Source organism: Sorangiineae bacterium MSr11367, from assembly GCA_037157805.1.
Classification (GTDB): domain Bacteria; phylum Myxococcota_A; class Polyangia; order Polyangiales; family Polyangiaceae; genus Pendulispora; species Pendulispora rubella.
Genome location: CP089983.1, coordinates 7,471,467 through 7,496,735 on the forward strand (window position 1 = coordinate 7,471,467; position 25,269 = coordinate 7,496,735).

Consider the following 25,269-nt stretch of genomic DNA (forward strand, 5'->3'; position numbering starts at 1 on the left):
GACGAATGGTGTCGTCCGCGAAGGCATCGGGAATGCGACGTGGCATTCTAGGCGCCACCGATGGGGACGAGGACGAAAAAGAACCTAGGTGGGCCCACCGCGAGCACCGGCCTTCAGCCCGGAAGAAGGCTTGGTGGAATGACCCAAACCCGATTCGAGCTGCTCGAGCCCCTGGGCACCGGAGGTATGGGTGTCGTCTTTCTGGCGCGGGACACCGTTCTCGATCGAAAGGTGGCGATCAAGTTTCTCACGCGCAAAGACCTGAACACGGCGGAGGCCTTCGAGCGTGTTCAGCACGAGGCGCAGGCATGCGCGCGTTTGAACCACGAGAACATCGTGCGGATGTTCGACATCGGGCAAGACGGCGGGCACCCCTTTCTCGTGATGGAATACCTGGAGGGGGATCCCCTCGACGCCATCCTGTCCCGCACACGCGAGACGAACGAAGCGGGTGTCGATGTCCGGCGAGGGGTCCGACTCATGATCGACATCGCAAAGGGATTATCGCACGCACATCGCGCCGGAATCGTGCACCGCGACTTGAAGCCGAGCAACGTCTTCGTCACGAGAGACGGAACGGCAAAGATTCTCGACTTCGGTGTGGCACAAATGACTGCGGGCAGCGATGTCGCCGGCAAGCATTTCCTTGGGACGCCCCAGTACATGTCGCCCGAACAATGGAGTGGTCAGATCCAAGATGGCCGGACGGACATCTGGGCTGCGGGGGTGATGTTCTTCGAATTGCTCACGCGGGTTTCTCCCTTCGCGGCCAAGCACATCTCGGAACTGCGCGATATCGTACTCTCGCCGGATCCCGCGCCGTTGCTGCGCGGGGCGCGCCCCGAGCTGCCCGAGGAGGCGGAACGAATCGTCAAGCGTGCGCTCGCGAAAGAGAAGGATACACGATTCGGCAGCGCAGACGACTTGCTGGATGCATTGGTCGCGTTGGACGTGCTGCTCGTGCATGCCTTGCGCGGACAATCCAGCAGCACCGAGGCCGTGGCGACGTCGCACCCAAGCTTTCCGCGACGGCGAACGCTCACCGCCAATGCCGAGCGGCGTCAGATTACCGCCATGGCCTGCTCCCTTTCGACGACATCGACGGAGGCCATCGACGACTCGGTGGGCGAATTCTTCGAGGCGTGTGCCACGATCGTCCGCCAGTTGGAGGGCACGATTTTATTCTCCTTGGGCAGACAAGTCGTGGCGTGCTTTGGCTATCCGAGCGCCCACGAAGACAGCGCCCAGCGCGCACTGCGTGCGGCGTTGCTGATCGTCGATGCATTTCGGCCCGATGACCATGAGCATTCCCGCGGCGCGCGCGTAGGGATAGCGACAGGTCCGTGCATTCCGCTTGCCGTGGCGCCGGAAGCCGCGCTCCCCAGGATGCAGGGGGAAGTGCTGGACGTCGCACAATCGCTCGAACGCCGCGCCTGGCCAAACGAGATTCTCACGGAACGAGCCACCCAGATGCTCGTGCAAGGCGCGTTCGAGCTTGCGCAACTCGATGATGCGGCGGCCGAGGATGGAAAGCCGCCGCGCCATTCGTATCGATTGGTGCGGCGGAAGGAGACGAGAATCCGCTTCAACCCGATGGCGGCGGGCAACGTCACACCGCTGGTGGGGCGTACGTCCGAGCTCGATGAACTGCAGCGCCTTTGGGGTGACGCAAGCAGTGGCAAAGGCCAATTCGTGTTGGTCATCGGCGAGGCGGGAATCGGCAAGTCGCGCTTGGTCGAGCAGCATCTCGAAGGTCTGGCGACGGAGGGACACAGGTTGGTGCGGTGCCAATGTTGGCCGCATTCGCAGGGCAGTCCACTCCAGCCCATCCTCGAGGGCCTGGAGCACGCGATGGGATTGGATCCGAATGCCTCTCCGCTCGAGAAAGCGGCCCTCCTGGGGCTTCCCACGCAAGATGCGGCCGCTCTGGCCATGTCGCGAAGTGCGAATTTGCTCAAGCACCAGATGCTCGAAGCCCTCGTCGGCTCGTTCGAGCGGCTGGCGGAGCAGGAGCCCTTGCTGCTCGTCGTGGAGGATGCGCATTGGGCGGACTCCATTACCCTCGAGTTGCTGGAGCGCCGACTATCGGGGCTCGCGGCCGTGCGAGCCATGGTGCTGGTGACGGCGCGCCCGGAGTTTCAGCCGCTCTGGGCGAGTTCCTCGCTCTTGCATCGCCTGGCGCCACGCCGGCTTTCGCCGAGCGAGAGCGCCGCGATGGTCGGCTTTGCCGGCCGCGGCCGCCATCTACCCGCGGCGATCGTCGAGCAAGTCGTACAGCGCGCCGACGGAGTTCCACTCTTCATCGAGGAGCTCACGTGCAGTGTGTTGGACGCGCGCGAAAGGGGCGGAAATGAGCCATCGTCCTGGGTCGGCGTGGTGCCAGCGACGCTCGAAGCGCTCTTGCGCGCGCGCCTGGACACCTTGCCCGAACCGGGCAGGGAATTGGCGCGGGTTGCGTCCGTGCTGGGGCGCGAGATGAACTACGAGCTCCTACGGGCCATGAGTCCTCTCTCCGAGGAATCACTCCGCATAGGTCTTCTCCAGCTCGTCGAGACAGGGATTTTTCGCCCCATAGGGCCCGCATCGCGCGCGACCTGCAGGTTCAAGCACGCCCTCGTGCAAGAAGCGGCGTACCAATCCCTCGTCAACCAAGAGCGGCAGGAGCTGCACCGACGAGCCGCCGAAGTGCTGGTTTCGCAATTTTCTCACATGGCCGAGCAAACTCCAGAAATCGCGGCCAGGCATTTCGCCCAGGCGAAGCGCCCCGAGGAGGCCTGCGTGTACTTCGAGAAGGCGGCGAAACAGGCCCTGCAAAGGTCGGCGAACGCCGACGCGCTCACCCATTATGCGCGTGCAATGGCACAATTGGATCTGCTGCCATCGAGTTTGGTGCGCGACCGACGGGAGCTATTGCTAAAAGCCCAGCTGGCGGGGTTGTATCTGGCCGAGGAGGGACTCGAATCCAATCGTACGAGGGAGACCCTTTCACGGATTCGTGAGCTCGCCGAGAGGTATGACGGCGACGAACAATCGTTCTGGGCGCTGTTCAGTTTTCACCAATTGAACCATGTTCGGGGTGAGCATCGCACCGGTCGCCATTTGGCCACCAAACTCATGGTTCGTGCCAAAAAAGCCGACAATCAGAGCATGATCCTCGCCGCGTACACGGCGACGGTTTCGTCGGCCCTCTCGTGCGGTGACCTCACGGAGAGTCGCAACGAAGCGGAGGCGGGGATACGGCTCTACGAGGCGCAGGCTCGAGGAGCGCTCCGTGTCCATATGGGGGCCGACGTCGGCGGGATATTGCATATGTATCTTGGTTATACGTTCTGGCTATTGGGCGAGATCGACCAAGCGATTCGCCATTCGTTCGAGGGGGTCGGAATCGCGCGTAAGTACGACCATCCGGCCAGCTTCACGAGACGGCTGCTCCTCCTCGCCCTTCAGCACACCGAGCGTGGTGAGTATTCCGAGGCGCGCACCCTCGTCGATGAAATAGCCCATTCGTGTGAGGAATACGGCCTCCATTTCGTCGGTGCCCAAGCCCGTGTCGTCCATGCGTGGACGCAAATCGAGTGTGGCGATCGTCAGGGGGTCGACGCGCTCCACGCGGCCCTGACCCGTCGAGCATCGATGGGTGGGACTCTCGCTTTTACGCGCTTCTTTTCCGTACTTGCCCAAGGCCAGCTGCAAATGGGCGCATGCGATGAGGCGATGCTCTCGGTCCATCGCGCGATGGCGATTGCGGAACGGACAGGAGAACGTTATTGCGACGCGGAGCTCCTTCGATTGAAGGGTGAAACACTGCTCGCCATGGACGAATCGAATGCCCATCGTGCGGCACGGATCTTCGAACGCGGCCTCGAACGAGCGCGCCGCCAGCGTGCCAGGAGTTGGGAGCTGCGACTTGCTTGCAGCTATGGTCGATTGCTGGCCCGCCAAGGGAACACGGCGGAAGCAAAGGGACTTCTGGCTCCGATCCTGTCATCCTTCACGGAAGGTCACGGTACACGCGATCTTCGTACGGCACGCGACCTCCTTTCCTCCTGGATGGTATCGCCGGATTGAAACCTGGATGTGCGTGCTTGTTTCGAATCGCACGACACGTCCATTGGCAAAAGCCGGGAGAGCGCCCAAAAGCGGCCACTCCCACGCACTTCCGGCGTGAAGCCGATGAATGGACGCGGGCGCACTATAACAATACGCTCCCGGCGTCGCCGTGATCTGATATCCCACATTCCGTTTGTTGCCTGGATAAGCTTTCAATTGCTTTAATTTGGCCATTGCGCCAAATTGGCGCATCGCAGCATTCAAATGGATTTTGGAACTACATTGACAGGGATTCTTTGCCTGGTATTCGTTAGGAAACTTTCCTAATGAATTGGGAGGATAAGCTCATGCAGATCCGATTGGTGCAGCATGCATCCCGACGAAGTTCCCTGCTCGGTTGGACGCGCCCGTGCACGGTGCTTGCTACCGCATTGGCAATTGCGGCAAGCGCGATGGCGGCGGGCTGCGCCCAGGCCGAACCAGAGGACGAAACGTCGTCCCAAGAGGTATCCAGCCCGGTGATCGCCGCGGACGGTGACCTCAATGACCCGCGTAAGAAGGATATTGCGATGCAAATCGTGTCCAGTGCGGAGAATTCCTCGCTCGACTGGAAGTCGCAATACAAATACATCGAGGATATCGGCGATGGCCGCGGGTACACTGCGGGCATCATTGGCTTTTGCTCGGGGACCGGCGACATGCTCGACCTGGTCGAGCATTACAAATCCCTGAAATCTGGAAACATTCTCGAGAAGTACCTCCCTGCGCTGCGCAAGGTGGACGGGACCGATTCCCATGCGGGGTTGGATCCGAACTACACGAAGGACTGGAAGACCGCCGCCAAGGACTCCGTCTTTCAGCGCGCGCAGAACGATGAACGCGATCGCGTCTACTTCAATCCGGCCGTATCACGGGCCAAGCAAGACGGCCTCGGGGCGCTGGGCCAATTTGCCTATTATGACGCGATTGTCATGCACGGCGACGGTGGCGATTCGCTGAGCTTTAGTTCCATCCGCAAGAATGCACTGAAGAAGGCGAAGACGCCCGCCCAAGGCGGCGGCGAAGTCGCCTACCTCAACGCCTTCCTCGACGCACGCGTCAAAGCCATGAAGGCGGAGCCCGAACACGAGGACACGAGTCGTGTGGATACCGCCCAACGCGTGTTCCTCAAGAACGGCAATCTCGATCTTCACACGCCGCTCGATTGGAAGGTGTACGGAGACTCCTATCACATCGATTGAGCGCGGATAGGTTAGAGGGCCTCGCCCAACAACCGCGCTTGATGTTCCCGATGGCGGCGACCATGGCCACGTACGTTGGTCAGCGCCGCCATCGTCCAAACCATCGCGATGCAGCTCGTATCCGACCTGCGCCTGCAGCAGCGCCCCTGTTGCCCCGCGTCCCGCAGCCGCCTCGTACCGAGATTCTCCGTTGGCCGCGTGGCGTCGCCGTGATCTAGTATCCCACCTTCGTATCGTTGCCTGGATAAGCTTTCATTTGCGTGAATTTGCCCGTTTGGCAAATGGCGCATTGCGGCATCCAATTCGATTGGGAACTCGATTGACACGGTCACGTCACTGGGTATTAGTTAGGAAACTTTCCTAACCAATAGAGGAGAAGCTCATGCAGATCCGATTGGTGCAGCAGGCATCTCGACGAAGGTCCCTCCTCGACTGGGCGCGCCCGTGCACGATGCTTTCCGCAGTACTCGCGGCAAGCGCGATGGTCGTGGGCTGCGCCCAGGCCGAACCGGAAGACGAAACGTCGTCTCAAGAAGTGTCCCAGGAGGTCGCCGCGGGCGGGGATTTGAACGATCCGCGCAAGAAAGAGATTGCGATGGAGATCGTCTCCAGCGCGGAGAACTCCTCGCTCGACTGGAAGAAATGGTACGGGTACATCGAACCGTACGATTGGCGGGGTTACACCGCCGGCATCATCGGATTTTGCTCGGGCACCGGCGATATGCTGGATCTGGTCGAGTACTACAAGAAGATCAAGCCCGGAAACATCCTCGAAAAATACCTCCCCGCCTTGCGAAAGGTGAATGGGACGTCATCCCTCGAGGGTTTGAAGCCGAATTTCGAGAGTGATTGGAAAAAGGCAGCAAAGGATTCCGCGTTCCAGCGCGCACAGAATGACGAACGCGATCGCGTGTATTTCAATCCGGCGGTGTCGCGGGCCAAGCAAGACGGCCTCGGGGCGCTCGGCCAATTCATCTACTACGACGCAATTGTCATGCATGGCAACGGCGGCGATCCGCTGAGTTTTCCATCCATCCGCAAGAACGCGCTCAAGGTGAAGAAGTCCCCCGCGCAAGGAGGTGACGAAGTTGCATACCTGCACGCCTTCCTCGACGCGCGCGTCAAAGCCATGAAAGCGGAGCCCGAGCACGGCGAGACCGACCGCGTGGACACGGAGCAACGTGTGTTCCTCAAGAATGGCAATCTCGATCTTCACACACCGCTCGTCTGGAAGGTGTACGGCGACACGTACCGTATCGACAATTGAGCATTGACATGTTGCCCTCGACTGGTATTCGTTAAGAACATTTACGAACATCAGGGAGGAGCATCCCCCATGCAAACGCGATTCAAGTTCTCGATGGCGGCATCGGCATCCGTTTCTGTCTTGGCCATGCTCTCGATGGCCGCCATCGGCTGTACGGCGGACCCCGCGCCGGAGCAAAGCGTATCCAGCGCGGCACTGGCCGCCGGAGACCTCGAGGAGCCGCACAAGAAAGATATCGCGATGCAGCTCGTATCCAGCGCGGAGAACTCCTCGCTCGATTGGCGGGCGCAATACCAATACATCGAGGACATCAACGACGGGCGCGGATACACCGCGGGCATCATCGGCTTTTGCTCGGGAACGGGCGACATGCTGGAGCTCGTGGAGCACTATCAGCGCGTCAAGCCCGGCAACGTCCTCGAACGGTACCTCCCTGCCCTACGCAACGTGAACGGCAGCGCGTCCCACGAAGGCCTGGATCCGAACTACCAGGACGATTGGCGCAGCGCCGCGCAAGATCCGGATTTCCAAGGCGCGCAAGACCACGAGCGCGATCGCGTCTATTTCAATCCGTCCGTCTCGCAGGCCAAACAAGATGGCCTCGGCGCGCTCGGGCAATTTGCCTATTACGATGCCATCGTCATGCATGGAAACGGCGGCGATCCGCTGAGCTTCGGATCCATCCGCCGCAATGCCATGAACAACCGGCCCACCCCCGCCCAAGGCGGTGACGAAGTGGCCTACCTTCACGCTTTCCTCGATGCTCGGGTTGCGGCCATGAAGGCGGAACCCGAACACAGCGAGACCGATCGCGTCGACACCGAGCAGCGGCGCTTCCTCAACGAAGGAAACCTGGACCTCCACACGCCACTCGTTTGGCACGTGTACGGTCAGGAATTCCGGATCGACAACTAAGGCTAACGCACCAACGCGGGGCGCTTCGGATCGAAGCTCCAGCCGGAGACGAGGTAGCGCATCGCGGCGCCGTCGTCGCGCCCACCGAGGGCGTGGCGCTGGTAAAGCTCGTGGGCCAGCTGGAGCTGCTCGGCATCGAGCTCGATGCCCAGGCCGGGCGCCTCCGGCACGGCGATGTGACCGTCGTCGATGCGCAGCGGGGCGCGGGTCAGGCGCTGGCCGTCTTGCCAGATCCAATGCGTATCGATGGCCGTGACGTCGCCCGGTGCCGCGGCGGCGACGTGGGTGAACATGGCCAGCGAAATGTCGAAATGGTTGTTCGAGTGCGAGCCCCAGGTCAAATTCCAGCTTTCGAAGCTCGCACAAAGCTGAGCGACGCGCACGGAGCCGGACATCGTCCAGAAATGCGGATCGGCCAAGGGGATCTGCACCGCCCCCGCTCGGATCGCGTGCCCGAGTTGGCGCCAATCGGTGGCGATCATGTTGCTCGCCGTCCGCAGCCCCGTGGCTCGCGCGAACTCGGCCATGGTCTCGCGGCCGGAGAAGCCGTTCTCGGCACCGCACGGATCCTCCGCGTAGGCGAGCACCCCGGCGAGCTCGCGCCCGATGCGAATGGCCTCGCGAAGGGACCACGCACCATTGGGATCGAGGGTGATGCGCGCCCCTGGAAAGCGCGAGGAAAGCGCGCGCACCGCCTCGGCCTCCTCGTCCGGACGAAGCACGCCGCCTTTGAGCTTGAAGTCGCGAAAGCCATACCGGCGCTCCGCAGCCTCGGCGAGCCGCACGATGGCCTCCGGGCCGAGGGCCTCCTCGTCGCGCAGGCGCGTCCAATCGTCCGTGGCCTGCGCGCCATCGCGGTAGGGCAAGTCCGTCCGCCGCCGATCTCCGATGTAGAACAAGTAACCGAGCACCGCCACACGGGGCCGCTGCTGGCCGTCGCCGAGAAGAGCGCAGACCGGAACGCCGAGGTGCTTGCCCACAAGATCGAGCATCGACGACTCGATCGCCGTGACGGCGTGGATGGTGATTCGCTGGTCGAAGGTCTGCGCACCGCGCCCCTCGGCATCGCGGTCCCCAAAGCGCGCGCGCACCGCGTCGAGCACACGATGGTACGCGGCAATCGGCTGCCCGACGACCAGCGAACGCGCGTCCTCGAGGGTGCGCCGGATCCCCTCCCCACCCGGCACCTCGCCCAGCCCGGAATTTCCGGCGGAGTCTTCCAACACGACGACGTTGCGCGTGAAAAACGGCGCATGCGCGCCGCTCAAATTGAGCAACATGCTGTCGTGCCCCGCGACGGGGATCACGCGCATCGCGGTGACGATGGGACTAGGCACGATCGGCTCCGTGTCGGTACGGCAGACGGGACACGAGCGCCGACAGCGCCTCCACCTCCGCCGCATCGAGATCGACCAGCGGCGAGCGCACGGGCCCGGCGGGGCGACCGACGACCTTCATCCCGGCCTTCACGATGCTCACCGCATAGCCTTGCCGGCGGTTGCGGATTTCCGTGTAAGGGAGCACGAATTGGTCGAGCCACTTGAAAACGAGGGCACGATCCTTGGCTCGAACGGCGTCGTAAAATTCGAGGGCAAACTCGGGTAAGAAGTTGAAGATCGCCGACGAATACGTGGTGACCCCCAATTCCAGGTACGGCAACGCGAACGTCTCCGCCGTGGGCAGACCGCCAATGTACACGAGGCGGTCACCCAACTTCGCCACCACGCGGGTCATCGCATCGAGATTGCCGACGCCGTCCTTGTAGCCCACGAGGTTCGGGCATGTGCCCGCGAGGCGGGCAACGGTCTCCGCCGAATAGACGGCGTTGCCGCGGCTGTACAGGATGACACCGAGCGAGGTCGCACGGCAGGCAGCCTCCACGTGGACCGCAAGTCCATCGGGATCGGCCTCGGTCAAATAGGGCGGAAAGAGCAGAAGCCCATCGGCGCCGGCCTTCTCCGCGGCCACGGCCAATTCCACGGCGGTGCGCGTTCCATACCCCACGGGCGCCACGACGGGCATGCCACGCGGTGCGCTTTGCACGGCCGCCTCGACCACGGCACCGACCTCGGACGGGGTCAGCGAGAAGAACTCGCCCGTGCCACCCGCGGCGAAAATGCCGGCGATGGGATATGTCCCCAGGCGCGCCACGTGCTCGCGGTACGGCGCTTCGTCGAAGGAACGATCGTCGCCTCGAAAATGCGTCACCGGAAACGAGAGCAGGCCGGATCCGAGTTTTTTTCCTAGTTCCGAAGGGCTGTAGGACGTCATGAACGAAGGTCTCCTGGCCCTGGTTGGGGCCGGTCATTTCGAATGAAAACGACAATGATGGCGCCGAGCAACGTGGTGAACGCGAGCGCATAGAGCCCGTAGGTCACCTCCCCGGTTCGTGCCTTCACCAGGCCGAATCCAAAGGGGGCCACGAAGCCACCGAGGTTGCCCAGCGAATTGATGACCGCCACCGCCGGCGCCAGCACCGCAGGGTGCAAGGTGGATTGCGGTATGGTCCAGAACAAGGGACTCGCACTTTTGAAGCCCATGGCGGCAATGCACAACATGACCAGCGCCGGGGCGGGCGAAACCACCGCCGCGAGGTACGTTCCAATACAGGCCACCATCAGGGACACCGCGAGAAGCGGTTTGCTGCGCCCCCAGCGATCCGCCGCCCACCCTGCGAAATACATGGCCACGATGGCGCAAAGCCACGGGAGCGACGACAAGAGCCCCACGGTGATGTCCGTCGTACCGTGAATGCGCCGAACGATGGTGGGGAGCCAAAACGTGTTTGCGTAAATGGATAACTGAATGACGAAATAAATCGTGCAGAAGAGAAGCACCTGCGGCGAGAGCAGCCGCCTCCAGCGCGAGCCGTCGTCGGCCTTTTGTGGGCGGGCGCGGTCCTCGGCGGCGATGCGCTCGAGCAATGCGGCTTTTTCCTCGGGGCGAAGCCACCGGGCCTCGTCGATGCGTGCATCGAGCAGGCGGTAGGCGATGAGGCCCACCACGACGGAGAGCATTCCCTCGATGCCGAAGAGCCATTGCCAGCCGGCGAGGCCCGAGGCACCGTGCAACGACAGCAAGGGCCCGGAGAGCGGCCCGGAGATGGCCGCCGCAATCGAGGAACCGGCGACGAACATCGCCGTGGCGCGGCTGCGGTGCGAGCCCGGAAGCCAGCGCGCGAAGTAGTAGATGATCGCGGGAAAGAACCCGGCCTCGGCGGCTCCCAGGAGAAAGCGCAGCGTGTAGAAGAGGATGGGGCCGCGCACGAAGATCATGGCGGCGGAAACGAGGCCCCACGTCACCATGATGCGCGTCAGCCAAATCTTCGGGCCGAAGCGCTCCATCATCATGTTGCTGGGCAGCTCGAACAATGCGTACGCCACGAAGAAGAGCCCGGCCCCGAAGCCGTACGCGGCCGCACCAATGCCCACGGACGCCTCGAGGTGCGTCTGCGCATAGCCAATGTTCGAGCGATTGAGCTGATTGCAAATCAGCATCACGATGAACAATGGCACGGTGCGGCGAAAGATCTTCGACACCGCCGTATCGAGGGAGCTGTCCATCGTCGAAAAACCGTAGGACGCCGATCGATACCGGTCCAACACTTCTTTGGCATGGTTCAATGCTAGAATTGAATCAATGTTTTCGCTGAACCAGATCGAGAGCTTCGTGGCCGTGGCCGAGGAGCTGCACTACGGGCGTGCGGCGGCCCGGCTGTCGATGACGCAGCCGCCGTTGAGCCGGCGCATCCAGCTCCTCGAGCGCGAGCTCGGCGTGGAGCTCTTCGATCGCTCGCAGCGCGCGGTGAAGCTCACGCCCGCCGGGCGCGTGTTCCTGGCGGATGCGCGCAAGCTTTTGCAGCTCTCGCACGAGGCCGCCCTCTCGGCGCGGCGGACGCCGCGGGGTCATGCGGGCGTGGTCACCCTCGGATTCACCGCGGCCACGGCGTACTCGTTTCTCGAGCCGGTGCTCGCGGCGAGCGCGCAGCGTCTCCCGCAGGTCGAGCTCGTGCTGCGCGAAATGGTGAGCACGGCGCAGATGCAGGCCCTGCTCGCGGGCTCGCTCGATTTGGCCATGGTGCGGCCACCGGCCACCGGGGCGGACATCGCCACGGCACCCTTGTTTCGCGAGCCGCTCCTCGCCGCATTGCCGGCGCGGCATCGCCTGGCGCGGCGCAAACGGGGCCCGCACGTGGGCGACTTCGACCGCGAGCCCTTCATCATGTATTCGCCATCCGAGGCGCGGTATTTCTACGAGCTCCTGGTCAGCATTTTCCACGCGGCGAATGTGTGGCCCGTGTACCGGCAGTACATCAGCCAGGTGCACACCATCCTCGCGCTCGTGCGCGCGGGGCTCGGCGTCGCACTCGTGCCGGCGGCCGCCTCCGCGTTGCGCTTCGACGGCGTGATCCTGCGCCCCATCGCGGGCACCGTACCGCGTCCCGTGGAACTCGTCGCCGCGTGGCGGCGCAGCAACGACAACCCCGCGCTCGCTGCGCTGTTGCCGCTGATCCGCGCCGCCTCCGAGGAGCGAACGTAACAGGCTATCTAGGGAAGCATCACCACGCGCCCGAACGCCGCGCGCTGCTCGATGTGGGCGTGCGCCTTCGCGGCCTCGGCCAGGGCGAATTTCTGGTCGATGACGACGCGCAACTCCCCGCGCGCCACACGCGCGATGCACTCGGCGATGGCGCCGTGGATGCGCCCGTGCTCTTTCAGCAGCGACGCGAAAAGATAGAGCCCGTGCAGGGTGCCGTTGCGCTGCCAAAGCGGGAATGGATCGAAGCCGCTCGGATCGCGACCGGCACGCCCGAAGCTGATGATGCGGCCCTTGTACGCGAGGACCTCCACGCTGTCCTGCAGCGTCTTTCCACCGATGGGATCGAGCACCAGATCGACCGTGCCCACGGCCTTCGTCACCGCGTCCGTGAAGGACGTCGTTTTGTAGTTGATGACATGGTCCGCACCGAGCTCGCGCAGCCGCGCGAGCTTGTCGTCCGTCGATGCAGTGGTGAGCACCTCGGCCCCTGCGGCCTTGGCCAGTTGAATCGCGGCGAGGCCCACGCCGCTGCCGCCAGCGTGCACGAGCACCTTCTGTCCTTTCGTGAGCTGGCCCAAATCGAACAGCGCCTCGTGCGCCGTCCCGAAAGCGACCGGCACGCACGCCAGAGGCGTCAAATCGGCACCATCGGGAACGACCCAGGTGAACTCCGGCCGGGCCACGACCCGCTCCGCGTGCGAACCATTCTCGAGGACCGCCACCACGCGCTGACCGACGCGGCGGTCCTTCACGTTGGCCCCCACCTCGCGCACCGTACCGGCGGCTTGGTAGCCGACGATGTGCGGCACACGCGGAAGCGGCACCATGCTGCGGTGGATGGTGTCGCCGCCTTCGACGCTGATCACCTCGATGTCGATGAGTACGCCGTCCGGCGGACAAACGGGATCGGGACGATCTTCGTATTGTAGAACTTCCGGACCGCCGTTCTTGTAATACACCGCAGCTTTCATTCGTAACCTCCGAGGGATGGTAAGGAGCGCGGTATGTGTAGGCCCCGCTCCCCACACGGAAAGGTGGTTACTGCCAGGTTACCGAGCCGCGCGGGCTTCGCGGATCCAATATGTGGCGGCCGCGAAGATGCCACAGGCACTCGTGGCCAGCACCCACCCGCGCCGGCGCGACATGCGCGACAGCGTTGCCACGAGCGTGGCGAACTGCAAGACGGTCACGGCCTTGCCTGCAACGTTCGACGAGCGCGGCGCGGATGGTCCATCGTGACCCGACGCCGCCCGAAGGAGCAGAGGGATTTCCCCCAGATCGCGCGTTTCCAGGAGGACGGCATCGAAAAGGGTCAGCATGCGTTCGCGCACCAAGGTCGCGACCACCGTGAGCACGAAGGCCTTGTCCATGACGGCATCCAACGCGGCGCCGGTGGCGGTTTCCTCGTGGAACGTGCGCGCGTACCAGCCGTCGAGCACGTCCGTGGCCGCCGCCAAGGTGAGCCAAGGGATGGGCCAGCGACGCTGGCGCACGACCCACGGAAATGCGACCGCAAGCGGAAGCCTCGCAAGGCTGATCAGATTCGGTGTCCTGACCAGGTCACGCAACGAATAGGTCGCCATGGAGGTACCCTCGGTTCTTTGGGTGGCGTGGCGTCGCGTCGCCTACTTGCACGAATACTTGCACGAACCGAGCCGCAAATGGGTGCACCTCAAGGTGTGCCCCAAGTCACTCTGTTTGCTGGAGCATGCGATGGCAGACCCTGGCGGCGACCCTTGCAACCTTGGCCATGTGCCTCGTTTGCGCGCAGCCGGCGAAAGCCCAAGCGGCCGACACGGTTCCTCCCACGCTCACGTCGGCACCGGAAGTTCCGTATCCGCAAGGCGCCCACGGCGATGCGGTGATCGTGCTGGTGCTCACGGTGAATGCCGACGGCACCGTGCGCTCGGTCGTTCCGGAGACGGCACAGGAGCCATTTGCATCCGCCGCCTCCGAGGCGGCGATGACCTTTCGCTTCCAGCCCGCCACGCGCAACGGCACGGCGGTCGCGGCCAAGGTCCGCATGGAGCTCGCGTTTCGCGCGCCGCCGCCGGAGCCCGAACCGGAGCCCGCGCCCCTTCCCGCGCCGGAGCCACCCCGGCGCCACGCGCCCGCGCCGATGCAACAGGTGCAAGAGGTGCGCGTTGGTGGTGAGCGCGTGGAGCCATCGCGCACGGCGACCTTGTCGCGTGCCGAGGTGCGTGAGATCCCCGGCACCTTCGGCGACCCGTTTCGCGCCATCGAGATGATGCCCGGGGTGACCCCCATCGTATCCGGATTGCCTTTTTTCTTCGTGCGCGGCGCGCCCCCCGGCAACGTGGGCTACTTCCTCGACGGGGTGCGCGTGCCCTTGCTCTTTCACGTGGGCGCCGGACCGTCGGTCATTCATCCGGCCTTGGTGGAGCGGGTGGATTTATACCCTGGGGGGTATCCAGCGCGGTTCGGCCGCTACGCCGGCGGCATCGTCTCCGGGGAGATGGTGGCACCGCGCCCGGAGACGCACGGCGAATACAACCTGCGGGCATTCGACGCGGGGGCCTGGGCGGAGACCGGCTTCGGCAACGGCCGCGGGACCATCTCGCTCGGCGGGCGCTATTCGTACACGGCGGCGCTGCTTTCGCGCCTCGCCTCCGACACGGTCCTCGATTATTGGGATTACCAATTTCGCGCCACGTACGATTTGACGCCCGACGACCGCATCGGGGTATTCGCATTTGGCTCGTACGACTTCCTCGGGCAAAAAACGCCCACGGAGACGCTGCCGCTCTTCGCCGCGGAATTCCACCGTGTCGACCTGCGCTACGATCGGCGCCTGGGCGAAAACAGCACCATGCGCACGGCGTTCACCTTGGGGCTGGACCGCACGCGTCTCTCCGAGGGCCGGCAGCTCCAAGATCGCATGGTGGGCGGCCGCAGCGAAATCGTTCATCGCATTTCGCCGCGAACCATGGTGCGGGTGGGCACGGACGTGCAAATGGACAGCTATGCCGTCATCGCCAACCAAGACGAGCTTTCTCCGTCCGCATCGCGTGTCTCCAGCTATTTCCCATCGCGGACCGATCTGACCATGGGCGCGCGCGCCGACGTCGTGTACGAGGCGACGCCCGGTTTCGAGATCACCACGGGCGCCCGCGTCGATTTCTTCGCCTCGCAGGGATCCACGGCCGTGGGCATCGATCCGCGCCTGATGACCCGCACCAACGTGGGGGAGCGTCTGCGCGTGCTCACGGCCCTCGGTCTGGCGCACCAACCGCCGGCGTTCGTCGTGCCGGTGCCCGGATTTCAGCCCGGAGGATTGCGCGGCGGGCTTCAGCGGTCCATCCAGGAGAGCCTCGGGCTCGAGCTGGTTCTGGGCGCCGGAACCACGTTCACGGTGTCGGCATTTCACAATACGTTCTTCGATATGAGCGATCCCTTGGGCTCCCTTCCGCAAGATCCCGGCGGTTGCGCTCCCGGAGCCTTCCCCGCCGATTCGCTCGGCGGCGACAGCGCCGGCTTCACACCGGGGTGGACTCCGTATTGCGGGGCACGCTTTCCGCCCGGCACCGTCGGACCCGATCGCAGCGGCGGCAGCGGCCAGGGCGCCAGCAGCCGCGGCGAGGAGCGCACCGTCGAGGTCTTCGAAGTGCGCAGCCGCGGCACGGCCTACGGGCTCGAGTTGTTCCTGAAGCGAAAGCTCACGTCCCGACTGGGGGGCTTTCTCTCGTACACGCTCTCGCGCTCGACGCGGTATGCGCGGGGCGAGAAATTCGTCGCCTCGTTCGACCGCACGCACGTGGCCAATGCCGCGGTGGCCCTTGATTTGGGACGGCGCTGGCGCGCCGGCGGGCGCGTGGTCTTTTACACCGGCGTGCCCCGCGCCGACAATCCCGCGGTCACCTCGACGGAGCGGCTGCCATCGTTCTTTCGCATCGATCTTCGCCTGGAAAAGCGCTGGCAGATCGGCAAGACGAGTTGGCTATCGGTGGTGGCCGAATGGATGAATGTCACCTTGAACAAAGAGGCTATTTCCACCGATTGCACCTTGCGGGGGTGCGCCGTGCAAACGGTGGGGCCGATTACCATTCCGAGCCTCGGCGTAGAAGGAGGGTTTTGACCCATGATCCGAAGGGCGTTGCTCGCGGCACTGCTCCTGCTGGTCCTGCTCGCAGGATGCGAAAACGGCAGCCTTCCGCCTCCCCCACCCTGCGACAGCATTTGCCAGGACTCCATCGCCCTGCGCGGCATGCGCGAGATGCTCAAGTTGGTCTTCAATTTGACCCTGCAGGGCAAACCCGTCGGCCAGCAAGATGCCACCGTCTCGTGTCCCCTCGGTGGAACGGCGCACATCTTCGGCACCGCCACGTCGAACGCGGTGCAGGGCGCGACCGAGGTGTCGCTCACGTACGTCTTCGAGCAATGCGTACATTTGGAACGCGACGAAGAGGCGCGGGAGAATTACGCGCTTACCTTGACGGGAGCCTTTTCGCAGCAGGGCACCATCGCCGTGCAGCCGTCGGCCACCACCGCGCTGCTGATGAAAAGCGACACGGTCACGGTGACGGGCACCGTCCACGCGCCGCCCATCGACTACCGCGCCGAAGGATGCATCGCCAACCTCGCCCAAAACGGCAACCATGTCTCCGGCATGTTCTGCCAGCGCGAAGTCGGCACCGATTTGTGAGTCCGCATACGAAATGAGGGTGGGCCGTTCGAGCGATGCGGGCTAAAAGCCGGGTATGCTCGGACGAAAACTGTCCCTTGCGCGCGTAACCTGGAGAGGGGCCACGTGGGGCGCGTTGTTCGGTGTCTTCGCGCTTTGGCTGGTCGAGGCCGTTCCCATGATCGCGGTCGGTGCTGGAAATGCCGCGGTGTGGCTGGTGCTCGCCCTCGTGACGGCGGGCCTCGTGCTGGCGGGGTTCTTTGCGGGGCTGCTCCTTCGATGGCTCGGAGCGTTGCCACCGCGACACCGATGGATCGTGGGAACGGCCCTCGCGTTGGCGGTGACGCTCACGTATTACGCGGGCACCACCGCGGGGTCGCTCGCGATCTTCGTGTCCGGCGCGGTCGTCTTGGGCTCCGTGGCGGGAGGCGCGCTCGGGTCCTGGTTCTGGCGTCGGAGGCGCATCTCCGTGGCGGTGTTCGCCGCCGCGGCACTGGGGCTGCTTTTCGGGCTGCGATGGTTTCTCGTCGATGGCAACGACGCGTACGTCGCATCGCCGGAGTGGGCGGGCGATGCGAAGGCGCTGGATGCGGAGGATCCCTCGAAACCGGGTGGTTTCGCGGTGAAGACGCTCACGTACGGCAGCGGATCGGATCAGCGCCGTCCCGAATTTGGGACGCAGGTGGCCGAGGCTTTTCGCACGGCATCGGTCGACGGCTCGAAGCTCGTCGAACAGTGGACGGGTGCCGCGGGCTGGGCGCGTACGCGCTATTGGGGATTCGACGCGAAGCACATGCCGCTGCAAGCGCGCGTGTGGTACCCCGACGGCGCGGGCCCGTTTCCGTTGGTGCTCGTGGTCCACGGGAACCACGACATGGAGGAATATTCGGATCCTGGATATGCGTACTTGGGCGAGCTCATGGCCAGCCGCGGTTTCATCGTGGCGTCGGTGGACGAGAATTTCATCAATGGTTCCGTGGCGTCCAATACGCTCGGGATTCCGGAGATTTTCCTGCAGAAGGAAACGGACGCGCGCGCGTGGATTCTGCTGGAGCACCTGCGTACGTGGAAGGCGTGGAATGCCCGCGAGGGACATCCCTTTTTCGGGCGCGTGGACATGCACCAAATTGCGTTGATCGGACATTCACGCGGAGGCGAGGCAGTCTCCGTGGCCGCGGCGTTCAATCGATTGCCGTACAATCCCGACGATGCGAACCTTCGCTTCGACTACGGATTCGACATTCGCACCGTGATTGCCATTGCGCCGGTCGATGGGCAAATTCACCCTGCGGGACGCCAGACCGAGCCACGCAATGTGAATTACTTCGTGCTGCAGGGCACGGAGGACGGCGATATGTTGTCGTTTCATGGCTCGCGTCAATTGGAGCGCATCAAATTCACCGACGAGCGCGATTGGTGCAAAACGTCTTTGTACATTCGCGGTGCGAACCATGGGCAGTTCAATACGGTGTGGGGGCGCTCCGATCTGTCGGGGTTCGGAGGACACCTTTTGAATCTGCGCGGCATCATGCCGGCGGAAGCGCAGAGGCAGGTGGCCAAGACGACGATTTCGGCCTTTTTGGAGGCGACGTTGCACGGTCGATCGGAATACCTGGCGCTGTTTCGGGATACGCGGACGGGGCGAAATTGGCTGCCGCCGACGGACTACCGGAACAAGTTCGAGGATTCGACGCACCGATTCTTGGCCACGTACGAAGAGGACATCGATCTGACGACGACGACCGCCGCAGGCGGGTCGGCACGGGGCGAGAATCTGGATGCCTGGGGTGAGCAATGGCTCAAGCTGACTTGGGGAGACTTGGATACGAGCGCGGTGGTGCTGGGGTGGAATGCGAAGAAGGAGACACCGAGCTACACGTTGAGTGTGCCCGCAGCCGCGGCGCCGAAGAAGGACGACGTGCTGGTCTTCGCCATGGGCAACATGGGCGAGACGCCGGCGACCTTCACGGTGGAACTGGTGAACCGGGGTGGTGAGGTGCAGAGGACGGTGCCCCTGCGATTGGCACCGCCGATCGTGACGAATGTGTACAAGGCGTCGTTCGCGGCGCGTGTACCGAAGTCGGAGTTGGTCTTTCAGAGCTTCGAGGTGCCCGTGAACGGAAGCGAGGTGGAGGCCGTGCGGTTCGTGTTCGACCCGTCGGTGGCCGCCACGGTCGCGCTCGATGACGTGGGCGTGCGCACCCCTCGGCAGATGGCGCGATAGCCGATTCTTCGCGCGGGCTTCGAAAAAGTGTTTCGCCGGTGTCGATTCCGAGGATCGCCGTTCGACGGGATCCCGAGGAGACGAAACCGATGCGATTCATGATGCTGATCATCCCCAAGGGGTACGAGAATGCGGCGCCCGGAACGGCGCCGGACGCCGATTCGGTGGCGGCGATGATGCGGTACAACGAGTCGCTGCAGCGGGCGGGCGTGCTGCTTGCGCTCGATGGGCTTCACCCGCCGTCGATGGGCGCACGCATCGAGTTTCCCGGCGGGAAAGCGAAGGTGCTCGACGGTCCGTTCTCCGAGGCCAAGGAGGTGGTCGGCGGCTACTGGATGATTCAGGTGAAGTCGCGCGAGGAGGCCATCGCCTGGGCGTCACGCTGCCCCGCGTCAACCTCGTGCGTCATCGAGGTGCGTCAGGTCCAAGACCTCGCGGATTTCCCTCAAGACGTGCAAGCGGTCGTGGCGCAGTACCCCGAGGTCCCCGTCTCCAGGCAGTGAATCATCCCACCTTTAAGTGGAATGGCCCTCTTAAATCTTTCCTGGGTTGATAGTGCTGAGCCATTATTAGCGCATGGACGAAATTGACCGAAGAGCCTTTCTGCGAGGCGGCGCAGTAGTCATCGGATCTATAGCGACAGGCTGTACCGCGCAGTCCGGAACGGGTTGGCAGCAGGCTTCGACCTTGGACGCCTCCACCGAAGGCGCGCACGAGTCGATCCTCAAGGACGCGCGGATGGTGTGGCGGCAGCTGCCCGAGAGTTGGCAGACCGCTCCGTTCCTGGGGAACGCGCGATTGGGCGTGCAGGTCTACCGCGACACCGCGGCCACGGGCAGCGTGTTGAAGTTCATGCTCAGCCACAGCGAGGTGCAGGACCAGCGCCCGCAATGGGAGGCGGCCATCGGGCTTTCACGCCTGCCCATTGGCTACCTCACGCTCACCATGGCGGGCTCGATCACCGCCATCGAATGGGAGCTCGATCTGTGGAACGCCGAGCTGACCGGCGCCATCACGACCACCCAGGGCCATATCGAGTTTTCCGCATTGGTGCTTCAGCAACAGAGCGTGCTGCTCGTCTCCATGGTCCCGAGCGCAGGCGAGTCGTCGGCAGCCTGGGCCTTCGTGCCCCTGGCGTCCCATACGACGCGAAAGGTTCGCTTCCCGCCGCCCGGCGGTTACCAGGGAAACCCTCCGGCAAACATCGGCACGTCGGGCGAAACGCATTATGCGGAGCAAACCTTGCTCGCCGGCGGCGGATACACCACCGCCTGGCAGGAGAAGCGCGAAGGCACCCGACGCCTCATGGCCGCCAACGTGACCTACGGCTACCCCAACTCGACGGGCCTCGGCGAGGCCATGGTCGCCGTGCGCCAGGCGCTGGCCATTCCGCCCGATGTCGTCGTGGCGCAACATCGGCATTGGTGGAATCGTTATTTCAAGCGCAGCTTCGTCTCCGTTCCCGACAAATGGGTGCAGCGCTTCTATTGGATCCAACTCTACAAAATGGCCTCGGCCACCCGCGCCGATGCACCCGTGCTGTCCGAGTGGGGCCCCTGGTTTCCCGAAGTCGGCAATAGCTGGACGGCCGTCTGGTGGAACCTCAACGTCCAGATCTCCTATCCATTGGTCCAAATCGCGAACCACCCGGAACTGGACGCCGTCACCTCCGCCTTCCGTCGCTTCGAGAAAAACCTCCCCCAATCCGTCCCGCCGGAATACCGGGACAATGACACCTACGCACTCTCGCACCCCGGCGATTGGACCTTGCGCCCCGGCGGCACACGCTCGGTGGGCATTCCCGGCACGGGCAGCAAGACCGACCAAACGGGAAATCTCATTTGGGGTCTGCACAACGTATGGCTCGCGTACCGCCATAGCATGGACAAGGCCATACTTCGCGACGTCCTTTATCCCATTTTGGGAAAGGCGCTGAACTTCTATTTGAAATTCCTGACCGAGGGCAACGACGGTGCCCTGCACCTCCCACTCACCCGCTCCCCCGAATCCGCGGACGCCGAGGATTGTACTTACGATCTCTCGTTGATCCGCTGGGCGTGCACGACACTCGTCGATTCCGCGCAACTGCTCCGCATCGACGACCCCCGTCTTCCTCGATGGCGCGACGTCCTTGCGCGGTTGGTGCCGTACCATCGGGACGAGCGTGGCATCCTGGTCGGCCGCGGCGTTGCCCTTCCGGGCTCGCATCGACACTTTTCGCATATGCTCTGGTTCTACCCCCTGGAGGAGATGAGCTGGGATCGGCCCGGTGATCGGGAGATCATCCGCACGACGTTCGAGCATTGGGTGAGCGCGCGCGACCAGTGGGCGGGCTACAGCTTTGCCGCCGCGTCGACCATGGCATCGCGCATGGGCAGGTCCGAGGATGCGCTCTCGCTCTTGCGCTTCTTCCTCGACGGCAACATCTTCCGCGATTCCCAAGTGACGCCCAATACGATGTACCGAGAGGGCACCAACTTGGCTATCGAGAGTCCCCTCGCCGCCGCGCAATCCTTGTTGGACATGGTGGTGCATGGCAGCAACACCATCGAGATCTTCCCCGCCGTGCCGAGCTCCTGGGCCGACGCCTCGGTTTCGCAATTGCGCACCCAGGGCGCCTTCCTCGTGGACGCCTCTCGTCGCAATGGCGGAACGGAATGGGTCCGCGTTCACAGTGAGGCCGGCGCGCCGTTGGTCCTGCGCCACGGCATCGCCGGTGACATCGACGTGCGCAGCGAGTGCGGGCGGCGCCTTCGCTGGCGCCAAGAGGGAGCGGACGCCATTGCCATCGAGTTGCGAAAAAATGACACCGCTGTCATTTATCCGCGCGGGCAAATGCCCGACATAGCCCCGCGCGACGTCCCCGCCAATGGCGACGCGGGCTCGTGGGGCCTGCCTTAGTCGCACGGTGGGCTCGGGCCTTAAGGCCACTTCACGGGGACGGGGCTCGGGCTATCGTCTTTCGTGCCGTTGCCGAGCTGGCCCCAGGCGTTGTAGCCCCAGCACCGGAGCGTCTTGTTCGTTAGCAAGGCGCAGGTGTGCCAGTTGCCGGCGGAAATGGACTCCACGCCGGACAAATTGGGCACCTTTGCGGCAAGCTCGCCATGGCTCGTCGTGCCGCGCCCGAGTTGGCCGGCGATGTTGCCGCCCCAGCACCAGGCTTCGCCGTTGATCACGGCGCACCAGTGATCACGGCCCGCGGAAATGGACGTCACGCCGGAGGGGAGCCCTTCCGGCGTTGCGAGCCCCTCGCCATTGGGACCGCTCCAGCACTTCGCCTGACCATTCTCGACGGCGCAGGAGCCGTTGCCGCCCACCGCCAGCATCGAGGCATTCGCCACGCGCTGGATGGTCGCGGGAAGGTTGTTTCGCCCCCAACACATCACGCCGCCGTTGCTCACGATCGCGCACGTTTCCGTGCTGTGCTCCCCGCCCGCACTGATGGCGCGAAGCTGCGAGCCTATCTGCGAAATCGTAAGAGGCTTGTACGATATGTACATATAAATATCGTCGATGGCGAGTTGCTTTTCGCCATTGGAGCCCCAACAGTACGCCGTGCCGTCGACGAGCGCGCAGCCGTGCTGGTCGCCCACGGTGACCGAGAGCTTCGTACCCTCGATGTTTTGCACGCGGCCCGGCTCCTCGTAGCCGGCAGTCCGCCCCGCCTCCGTCCACTCGAATCCCAATTGCCCGCTGGCATTGGCTCCCCAGCACCCCACGAGCCGATCCACCACCGCGCATCCATGGATTCCGCTCACCGCAACTTGCGTTGCGCCTGAGGGAATGTTGTACGCCATCACGGGCACGTAGCTGTCCGGTCCCTTGCCGCGACCGAGCTCCCCACCGAGGTTATGGCCCCAGCAAAATACCTTGCCCGTGCTGCTCGTCGCGCAGGTCATTCCGCCGCCGGCGGCCACGCTCGCCGGCAAGCCCTTGTCGCCATTGTCGTCGCAGCAGCCTGCGATGCACGCCACCTTCGGCGGAACGCAAAGAGGGCGCTTCGTTCCGCCTTCGTTTCCCTCTCCGTTCCCGCCCGGCCCTGGATGGCCACCGCCATCCTCCGTGCCATCCTTCGCGCTGACCCGGTCCCAGTCCACCCCGACGAAGAGCCCACAGCCCGAGGCCACCGCGGCGGCTGCAATGAGAAAAAGTACACTCCTGGCTCGATTCATGGCGTACGCACGAGGGCATACGCCCCGCGCCGCCGCGATCTCCCCTCACCGCTCCGGCAAAATGGGCAGCGGCTCCGCTTTTCCGACGATGAACGCGTACGTGAATGCCCCCACCAATGCCACGGCCCCCGCCAGCGCGAACGACGGCGTGTAGTCACCGTGGTAGATGTCCAAGAGCGAGCCCATGATGTACGGGCTGATGATCCCCGCGATGTTCGAGGCAAAGTTCTGAATGCCGCCAATCGAGGCCACATGGCGTGAGCTCGGCGCCACGTCGCTGGGCAAAGACCAGATGCCGGTCGCCGCCACGGCGAGGCTCGCATAGCACACGGCAAGCAAGGCCAACGCTGCGTACACCGATGAAACCATGGCCGCAAACACGATGACCGAGCCCCCGAGCAGGCCGCCCACCATCACCGTTTTTCGCACGCGCGTCACGTTCGCACCGCGCGCGATGGCCCGGTCGGCCAACTTGCCGGCCAGCCATGCCAGAAGGACCGCGGTGATGCCGGGAATCATGCCCAGCGTCCCGAGCGCCTGCAAATCGAAACCGCGCGCGGTTTTCAGGTACGTGGGAAACCACGTCAAAAAGAAATAGATGACGAAGTTCAAACAGAAAAAGCCGAGCATCATTCCGCGCACGGTGCGATACCGAAACAGCGTCGTCCAAGCGATCTTCGCGGCAGCGCGATCGTCGGTCTCCTCGATGCGCGCGCCGTTCGCACGCAGGTATTCGCGCTCCAGATCATTGGCGCGCGGGTGCTCCGCCGGGTCGCGGTAAAAGCGGTACCAAGCGGCGGCCCAAACGACTCCCAGGGCCCCGAGCACGATGAACGAGAAATGCCAACTTACGAATCCAATGAGCGCCGACACCACCGGGAGCGCGAGCACGGTGCCCACGCGGGAGCCCGAGTCCACCACCGCGGTGGCGAAACCCCGCTCGTGCTTGGGGAACCAGCGCGAGTTGGCCTTCGTCGCAGCCGGATAGGCCGGGCTCTCCCCCGCGCCGAGCGCGAAGCGAAAGGCGAACAGCGACCAAAAGCCGCCTGCAAACGAGGTGAGGATGGTGAAAAGCGACCACCAAATGGCCGCGAACGAATAAGCCTTGCGCGGTCCCACCCTGTCGGCGAACCAACCGGCGAGCAGCATGAAGCCGTCGTACGCCCAAAAGAATGCACCGAAGAGCAATCCCTTTTGGGCATTGGTCAATTTCAGGTGCAGATCGTCCTGGATGTAGGGCAAGGCCACACTGAGATTGGCCCGATCGAGGTAATTCAACGACAGGCCGAGGAACGCGAGGCCGAGAATGGCGTACCGCGTGCGGCTGGCCCCGGCGGGCGGCGATGCATGGAGCCAGGTGTGGTCGGATTGTTCCCACCCGGGTCGAAGGTTGGCCATTCGATGTTCCTCCTTTGCGTGAGCATCATCATTAGCCCATCGCGCCATCGGCCTGCCGTCTTTCTGCCTAAAGCGTACGCTGATAGTGTGAGCCCGTGGGCTACTATTGGACTTACTACCTCGTGATCATGTTTGCGGCCTATGCGGCGGAGAACCCGTGGGTCTGCCTGGTCGTCGTTCTCTTCTTCGCACTGCGTCGTTTCTTGCCGGACCCGGTCGCCATTGCGCGCAACCTCGGGCGCATTGGTCGATTGCGCGCACAGGCCGAGCTCAATGCGGCCAACGCCGTGGCGCGCCGCGATCTCGGGCGCTCGTACCTCGAGCTGCGCATGCCGAGAACCGCGCTGAAGTACCTCGATCAGGCCGCGGTCATCGATCCGAAAAACCGCGACGTCGCGTACCTTCGCGGCAAAGCGCTCTTGCGCGCCGGCCGGCCCGAGGAAGCGCTCGCGGCGCTAGGCATCTCGCTGGGCATCGACCCCGAGACTGGAGAATTCCGTTCGGCCGCGAGCCATCAAGGCGCCGCCAATGCATCGATGCGGGATGGCGATGCCTACCTTGCCGCCGCCGAGGCCCTCGAGCGGCTCGAACGATGGGAGCAAATGGCGGAGGTTCTCTCCGCCGCCGCGCGCTGCAACATGTCCTCGCTGGAGGCACTCGTCCGCCTCGCGCGGGTGCGCCATCGCCTCCACGACGAGAAGGGTGCCCGCGAGGCCCTCGATGAAGCACGTCGCACCTGGCGTCAATTGCCCCGATTTAGCCGCCGCGGACAATTCGCATGGTGGTTGCGCGCGCAATTGGGACGATTCGTTCTTCCCTAA

General features: G+C 64.0%; 15 protein-coding genes and 3 pseudogenes. 11 read left to right on the forward strand and 7 right to left on the reverse strand.

Features of this window, described 5'->3' with window-relative positions; genetic code table 11:
* Window positions 1–138: 138 nt before the first annotated feature.
* The 4 genes and pseudogenes from LVJ94_28920 (at window position 139) to LVJ94_28935 (ending at window position 7,473) form a co-directional block, all read left to right on the forward strand.
* A complete protein-coding gene (locus tag LVJ94_28920) occupies window positions 139–4,068 on the forward strand; it encodes a protein kinase (protein WXB00932.1) in 3,930 nt (1,309 codons plus the stop codon).
* A gap of 521 nt (window positions 4,069–4,589) precedes the next feature.
* A pseudogene (locus LVJ94_28925) lies at window positions 4,590–5,291 on the forward strand (chitosanase).
* A gap of 565 nt (window positions 5,292–5,856) precedes the next feature.
* Window positions 5,857–6,558 (forward strand): annotated as a pseudogene (locus tag LVJ94_28930) (chitosanase).
* Window positions 6,559–6,741: 183 nt separating this feature from the next.
* Window positions 6,742–7,473, forward strand: a pseudogene (locus LVJ94_28935) (chitosanase).
* Window positions 7,474–7,475: 2 nt separating this feature from the next.
* Here the strand turns inward: LVJ94_28935 and gudD are convergent.
* Genes gudD through LVJ94_28950 form a run of 3 tightly spaced genes read right to left on the reverse strand, consistent with a single transcriptional unit; the run spans window position 7,476 to window position 11,036 of the window.
* The gene (gene gudD / locus LVJ94_28940) at window positions 7,476–8,786 is read right to left on the reverse strand and encodes a glucarate dehydratase (GenBank protein WXB10759.1); all 1,311 of its coding nucleotides are present in this window, start codon (window positions 8,784–8,786) and stop codon (window positions 7,476–7,478) included.
* Between the two features lie 16 nt (window positions 8,787–8,802).
* Entirely contained in the window at window positions 8,803–9,744 is a 942-nt protein-coding gene (gene kdgD, locus LVJ94_28945) for a 5-dehydro-4-deoxyglucarate dehydratase (protein ID WXB00933.1), read from the reverse strand.
* On the reverse strand, window positions 9,741–11,036 hold the full coding sequence (locus LVJ94_28950) for an MFS transporter (protein WXB00934.1): 1,296 nt from the start codon (window positions 11,034–11,036) through the stop codon (window positions 9,741–9,743). Before LVJ94_28950 ends, kdgD begins: the two co-directional genes overlap by 4 nt.
* A gap of 76 nt (window positions 11,037–11,112) precedes the next feature.
* On the opposite strand from LVJ94_28950, the gene LVJ94_28955 reads away from it, so the two are divergent.
* Window positions 11,113–12,012: a LysR substrate-binding domain-containing protein gene (locus LVJ94_28955; protein WXB00935.1), complete on the forward strand. Its 900-nt coding sequence runs from the start codon at window positions 11,113–11,115 to the stop codon at window positions 12,010–12,012.
* 8 nt (window positions 12,013–12,020) lie between these two features.
* On the opposite strand, the gene LVJ94_28960 is transcribed toward LVJ94_28955, so the two are convergent.
* The gene (locus LVJ94_28960; protein ID WXB00936.1) at window positions 12,021–12,983 is read right to left on the reverse strand and encodes a zinc-binding alcohol dehydrogenase family protein; all 963 of its coding nucleotides are present in this window, start codon (window positions 12,981–12,983) and stop codon (window positions 12,021–12,023) included.
* Window positions 12,984–13,061: 78 nt separating this feature from the next.
* Window positions 13,062–13,595 carry a CDP-alcohol phosphatidyltransferase family protein gene (locus LVJ94_28965; protein ID WXB00937.1) on the reverse strand — a complete coding sequence of 178 codons (534 nt, stop codon included), beginning with the start codon at window positions 13,593–13,595 and terminating at the stop codon, window positions 13,062–13,064.
* 125 nt (window positions 13,596–13,720) lie between these two features.
* Between LVJ94_28965 and LVJ94_28970 the strand changes: the two genes are divergently transcribed.
* The 5 genes from LVJ94_28970 to LVJ94_28990 all read left to right on the forward strand — a co-directional run bounded on the left by LVJ94_28970 (window position 13,721) and on the right by LVJ94_28990 (window position 21,779).
* A complete protein-coding gene (locus LVJ94_28970) occupies window positions 13,721–16,108 on the forward strand; it encodes a TonB-dependent receptor plug domain-containing protein (protein ID WXB00938.1) in 2,388 nt (795 codons plus the stop codon).
* Between the two features lie 3 nt (window positions 16,109–16,111).
* Entirely contained in the window at window positions 16,112–16,675 is a 564-nt protein-coding gene (locus LVJ94_28975; GenBank protein ID WXB00939.1) for a hypothetical protein, read from the forward strand.
* A gap of 55 nt (window positions 16,676–16,730) precedes the next feature.
* A complete protein-coding gene (locus LVJ94_28980; GenBank protein ID WXB00940.1) occupies window positions 16,731–18,878 on the forward strand; it encodes a hypothetical protein in 2,148 nt (715 codons plus the stop codon).
* An 89-nt stretch (window positions 18,879–18,967) separates the two neighbouring features.
* Window positions 18,968–19,381, forward strand: coding sequence for a YciI family protein (locus LVJ94_28985; protein ID WXB00941.1), 414 nt, complete (start codon window positions 18,968–18,970; stop codon window positions 19,379–19,381).
* Between the two features lie 184 nt (window positions 19,382–19,565).
* On the forward strand, window positions 19,566–21,779 hold the full coding sequence (locus LVJ94_28990) for a hypothetical protein (protein ID WXB00942.1): 2,214 nt from the start codon (window positions 19,566–19,568) through the stop codon (window positions 21,777–21,779).
* A gap of 20 nt (window positions 21,780–21,799) precedes the next feature.
* On the opposite strand, the gene LVJ94_28995 is transcribed toward LVJ94_28990, so the two are convergent.
* Entirely contained in the window at window positions 21,800–23,050 is a 1,251-nt protein-coding gene (locus LVJ94_28995) for a hypothetical protein (protein ID WXB00943.1), read from the reverse strand.
* Window positions 23,051–23,095: 45 nt separating this feature from the next.
* On the reverse strand, window positions 23,096–24,448 hold the full coding sequence (locus LVJ94_29000) for an MFS transporter (GenBank protein WXB00944.1): 1,353 nt from the start codon (window positions 24,446–24,448) through the stop codon (window positions 23,096–23,098).
* Window positions 24,449–24,543: 95 nt separating this feature from the next.
* Here LVJ94_29000 and LVJ94_29005 point away from each other — a divergent pair, with 95 nt between their 5' ends.
* Complete coding sequence (locus LVJ94_29005; GenBank protein WXB00945.1) at window positions 24,544–25,269, forward strand: tetratricopeptide repeat protein; 726 nt, start codon at window positions 24,544–24,546, stop codon at window positions 25,267–25,269.

What these genes read in the sequence shown, in the direction of transcription:
- LVJ94_28920 (WXB00932.1), top strand. Translation starts at nt 139, where the DNA reads ATGACCCAAACCCGATTCGAGCTGCTCGAGCCCCTGGGCACCGGAGGT.
- LVJ94_28950 (WXB00934.1), bottom strand. Translation starts at nt 11,036, where the DNA reads ATGGACAGCTCCCTCGATACGGCGGTGTCGAAGATCTTTCGCCGCACC.
- LVJ94_28980 (WXB00940.1), top strand. Translation starts at nt 16,731, where the DNA reads ATGCTCGGACGAAAACTGTCCCTTGCGCGCGTAACCTGGAGAGGGGCC.
- LVJ94_28975 (WXB00939.1), top strand. Translation starts at nt 16,112, where the DNA reads ATGATCCGAAGGGCGTTGCTCGCGGCACTGCTCCTGCTGGTCCTGCTC.
- LVJ94_28960 (WXB00936.1), bottom strand. Translation starts at nt 12,983, where the DNA reads ATGAAAGCTGCGGTGTATTACAAGAACGGCGGTCCGGAAGTTCTACAA.
- LVJ94_28995 (WXB00943.1), bottom strand. Translation starts at nt 23,050, where the DNA reads ATGAATCGAGCCAGGAGTGTACTTTTTCTCATTGCAGCCGCCGCGGTG.
- LVJ94_29000 (WXB00944.1), bottom strand. Translation starts at nt 24,448, where the DNA reads ATGGCCAACCTTCGACCCGGGTGGGAACAATCCGACCACACCTGGCTC.
- LVJ94_28955 (WXB00935.1), top strand. Translation starts at nt 11,113, where the DNA reads ATGTTTTCGCTGAACCAGATCGAGAGCTTCGTGGCCGTGGCCGAGGAG.
- LVJ94_28985 (WXB00941.1), top strand. Translation starts at nt 18,968, where the DNA reads ATGCGATTCATGATGCTGATCATCCCCAAGGGGTACGAGAATGCGGCG.
- LVJ94_28970 (WXB00938.1), top strand. Translation starts at nt 13,721, where the DNA reads ATGCGATGGCAGACCCTGGCGGCGACCCTTGCAACCTTGGCCATGTGC.
- kdgD (WXB00933.1), bottom strand. Translation starts at nt 9,744, where the DNA reads ATGACGTCCTACAGCCCTTCGGAACTAGGAAAAAAACTCGGATCCGGC.
- LVJ94_28965 (WXB00937.1), bottom strand. Translation starts at nt 13,595, where the DNA reads ATGGCGACCTATTCGTTGCGTGACCTGGTCAGGACACCGAATCTGATC.
- gudD (WXB10759.1), bottom strand. Translation starts at nt 8,786, where the DNA reads ATGCGCGTGATCCCCGTCGCGGGGCACGACAGCATGTTGCTCAATTTG.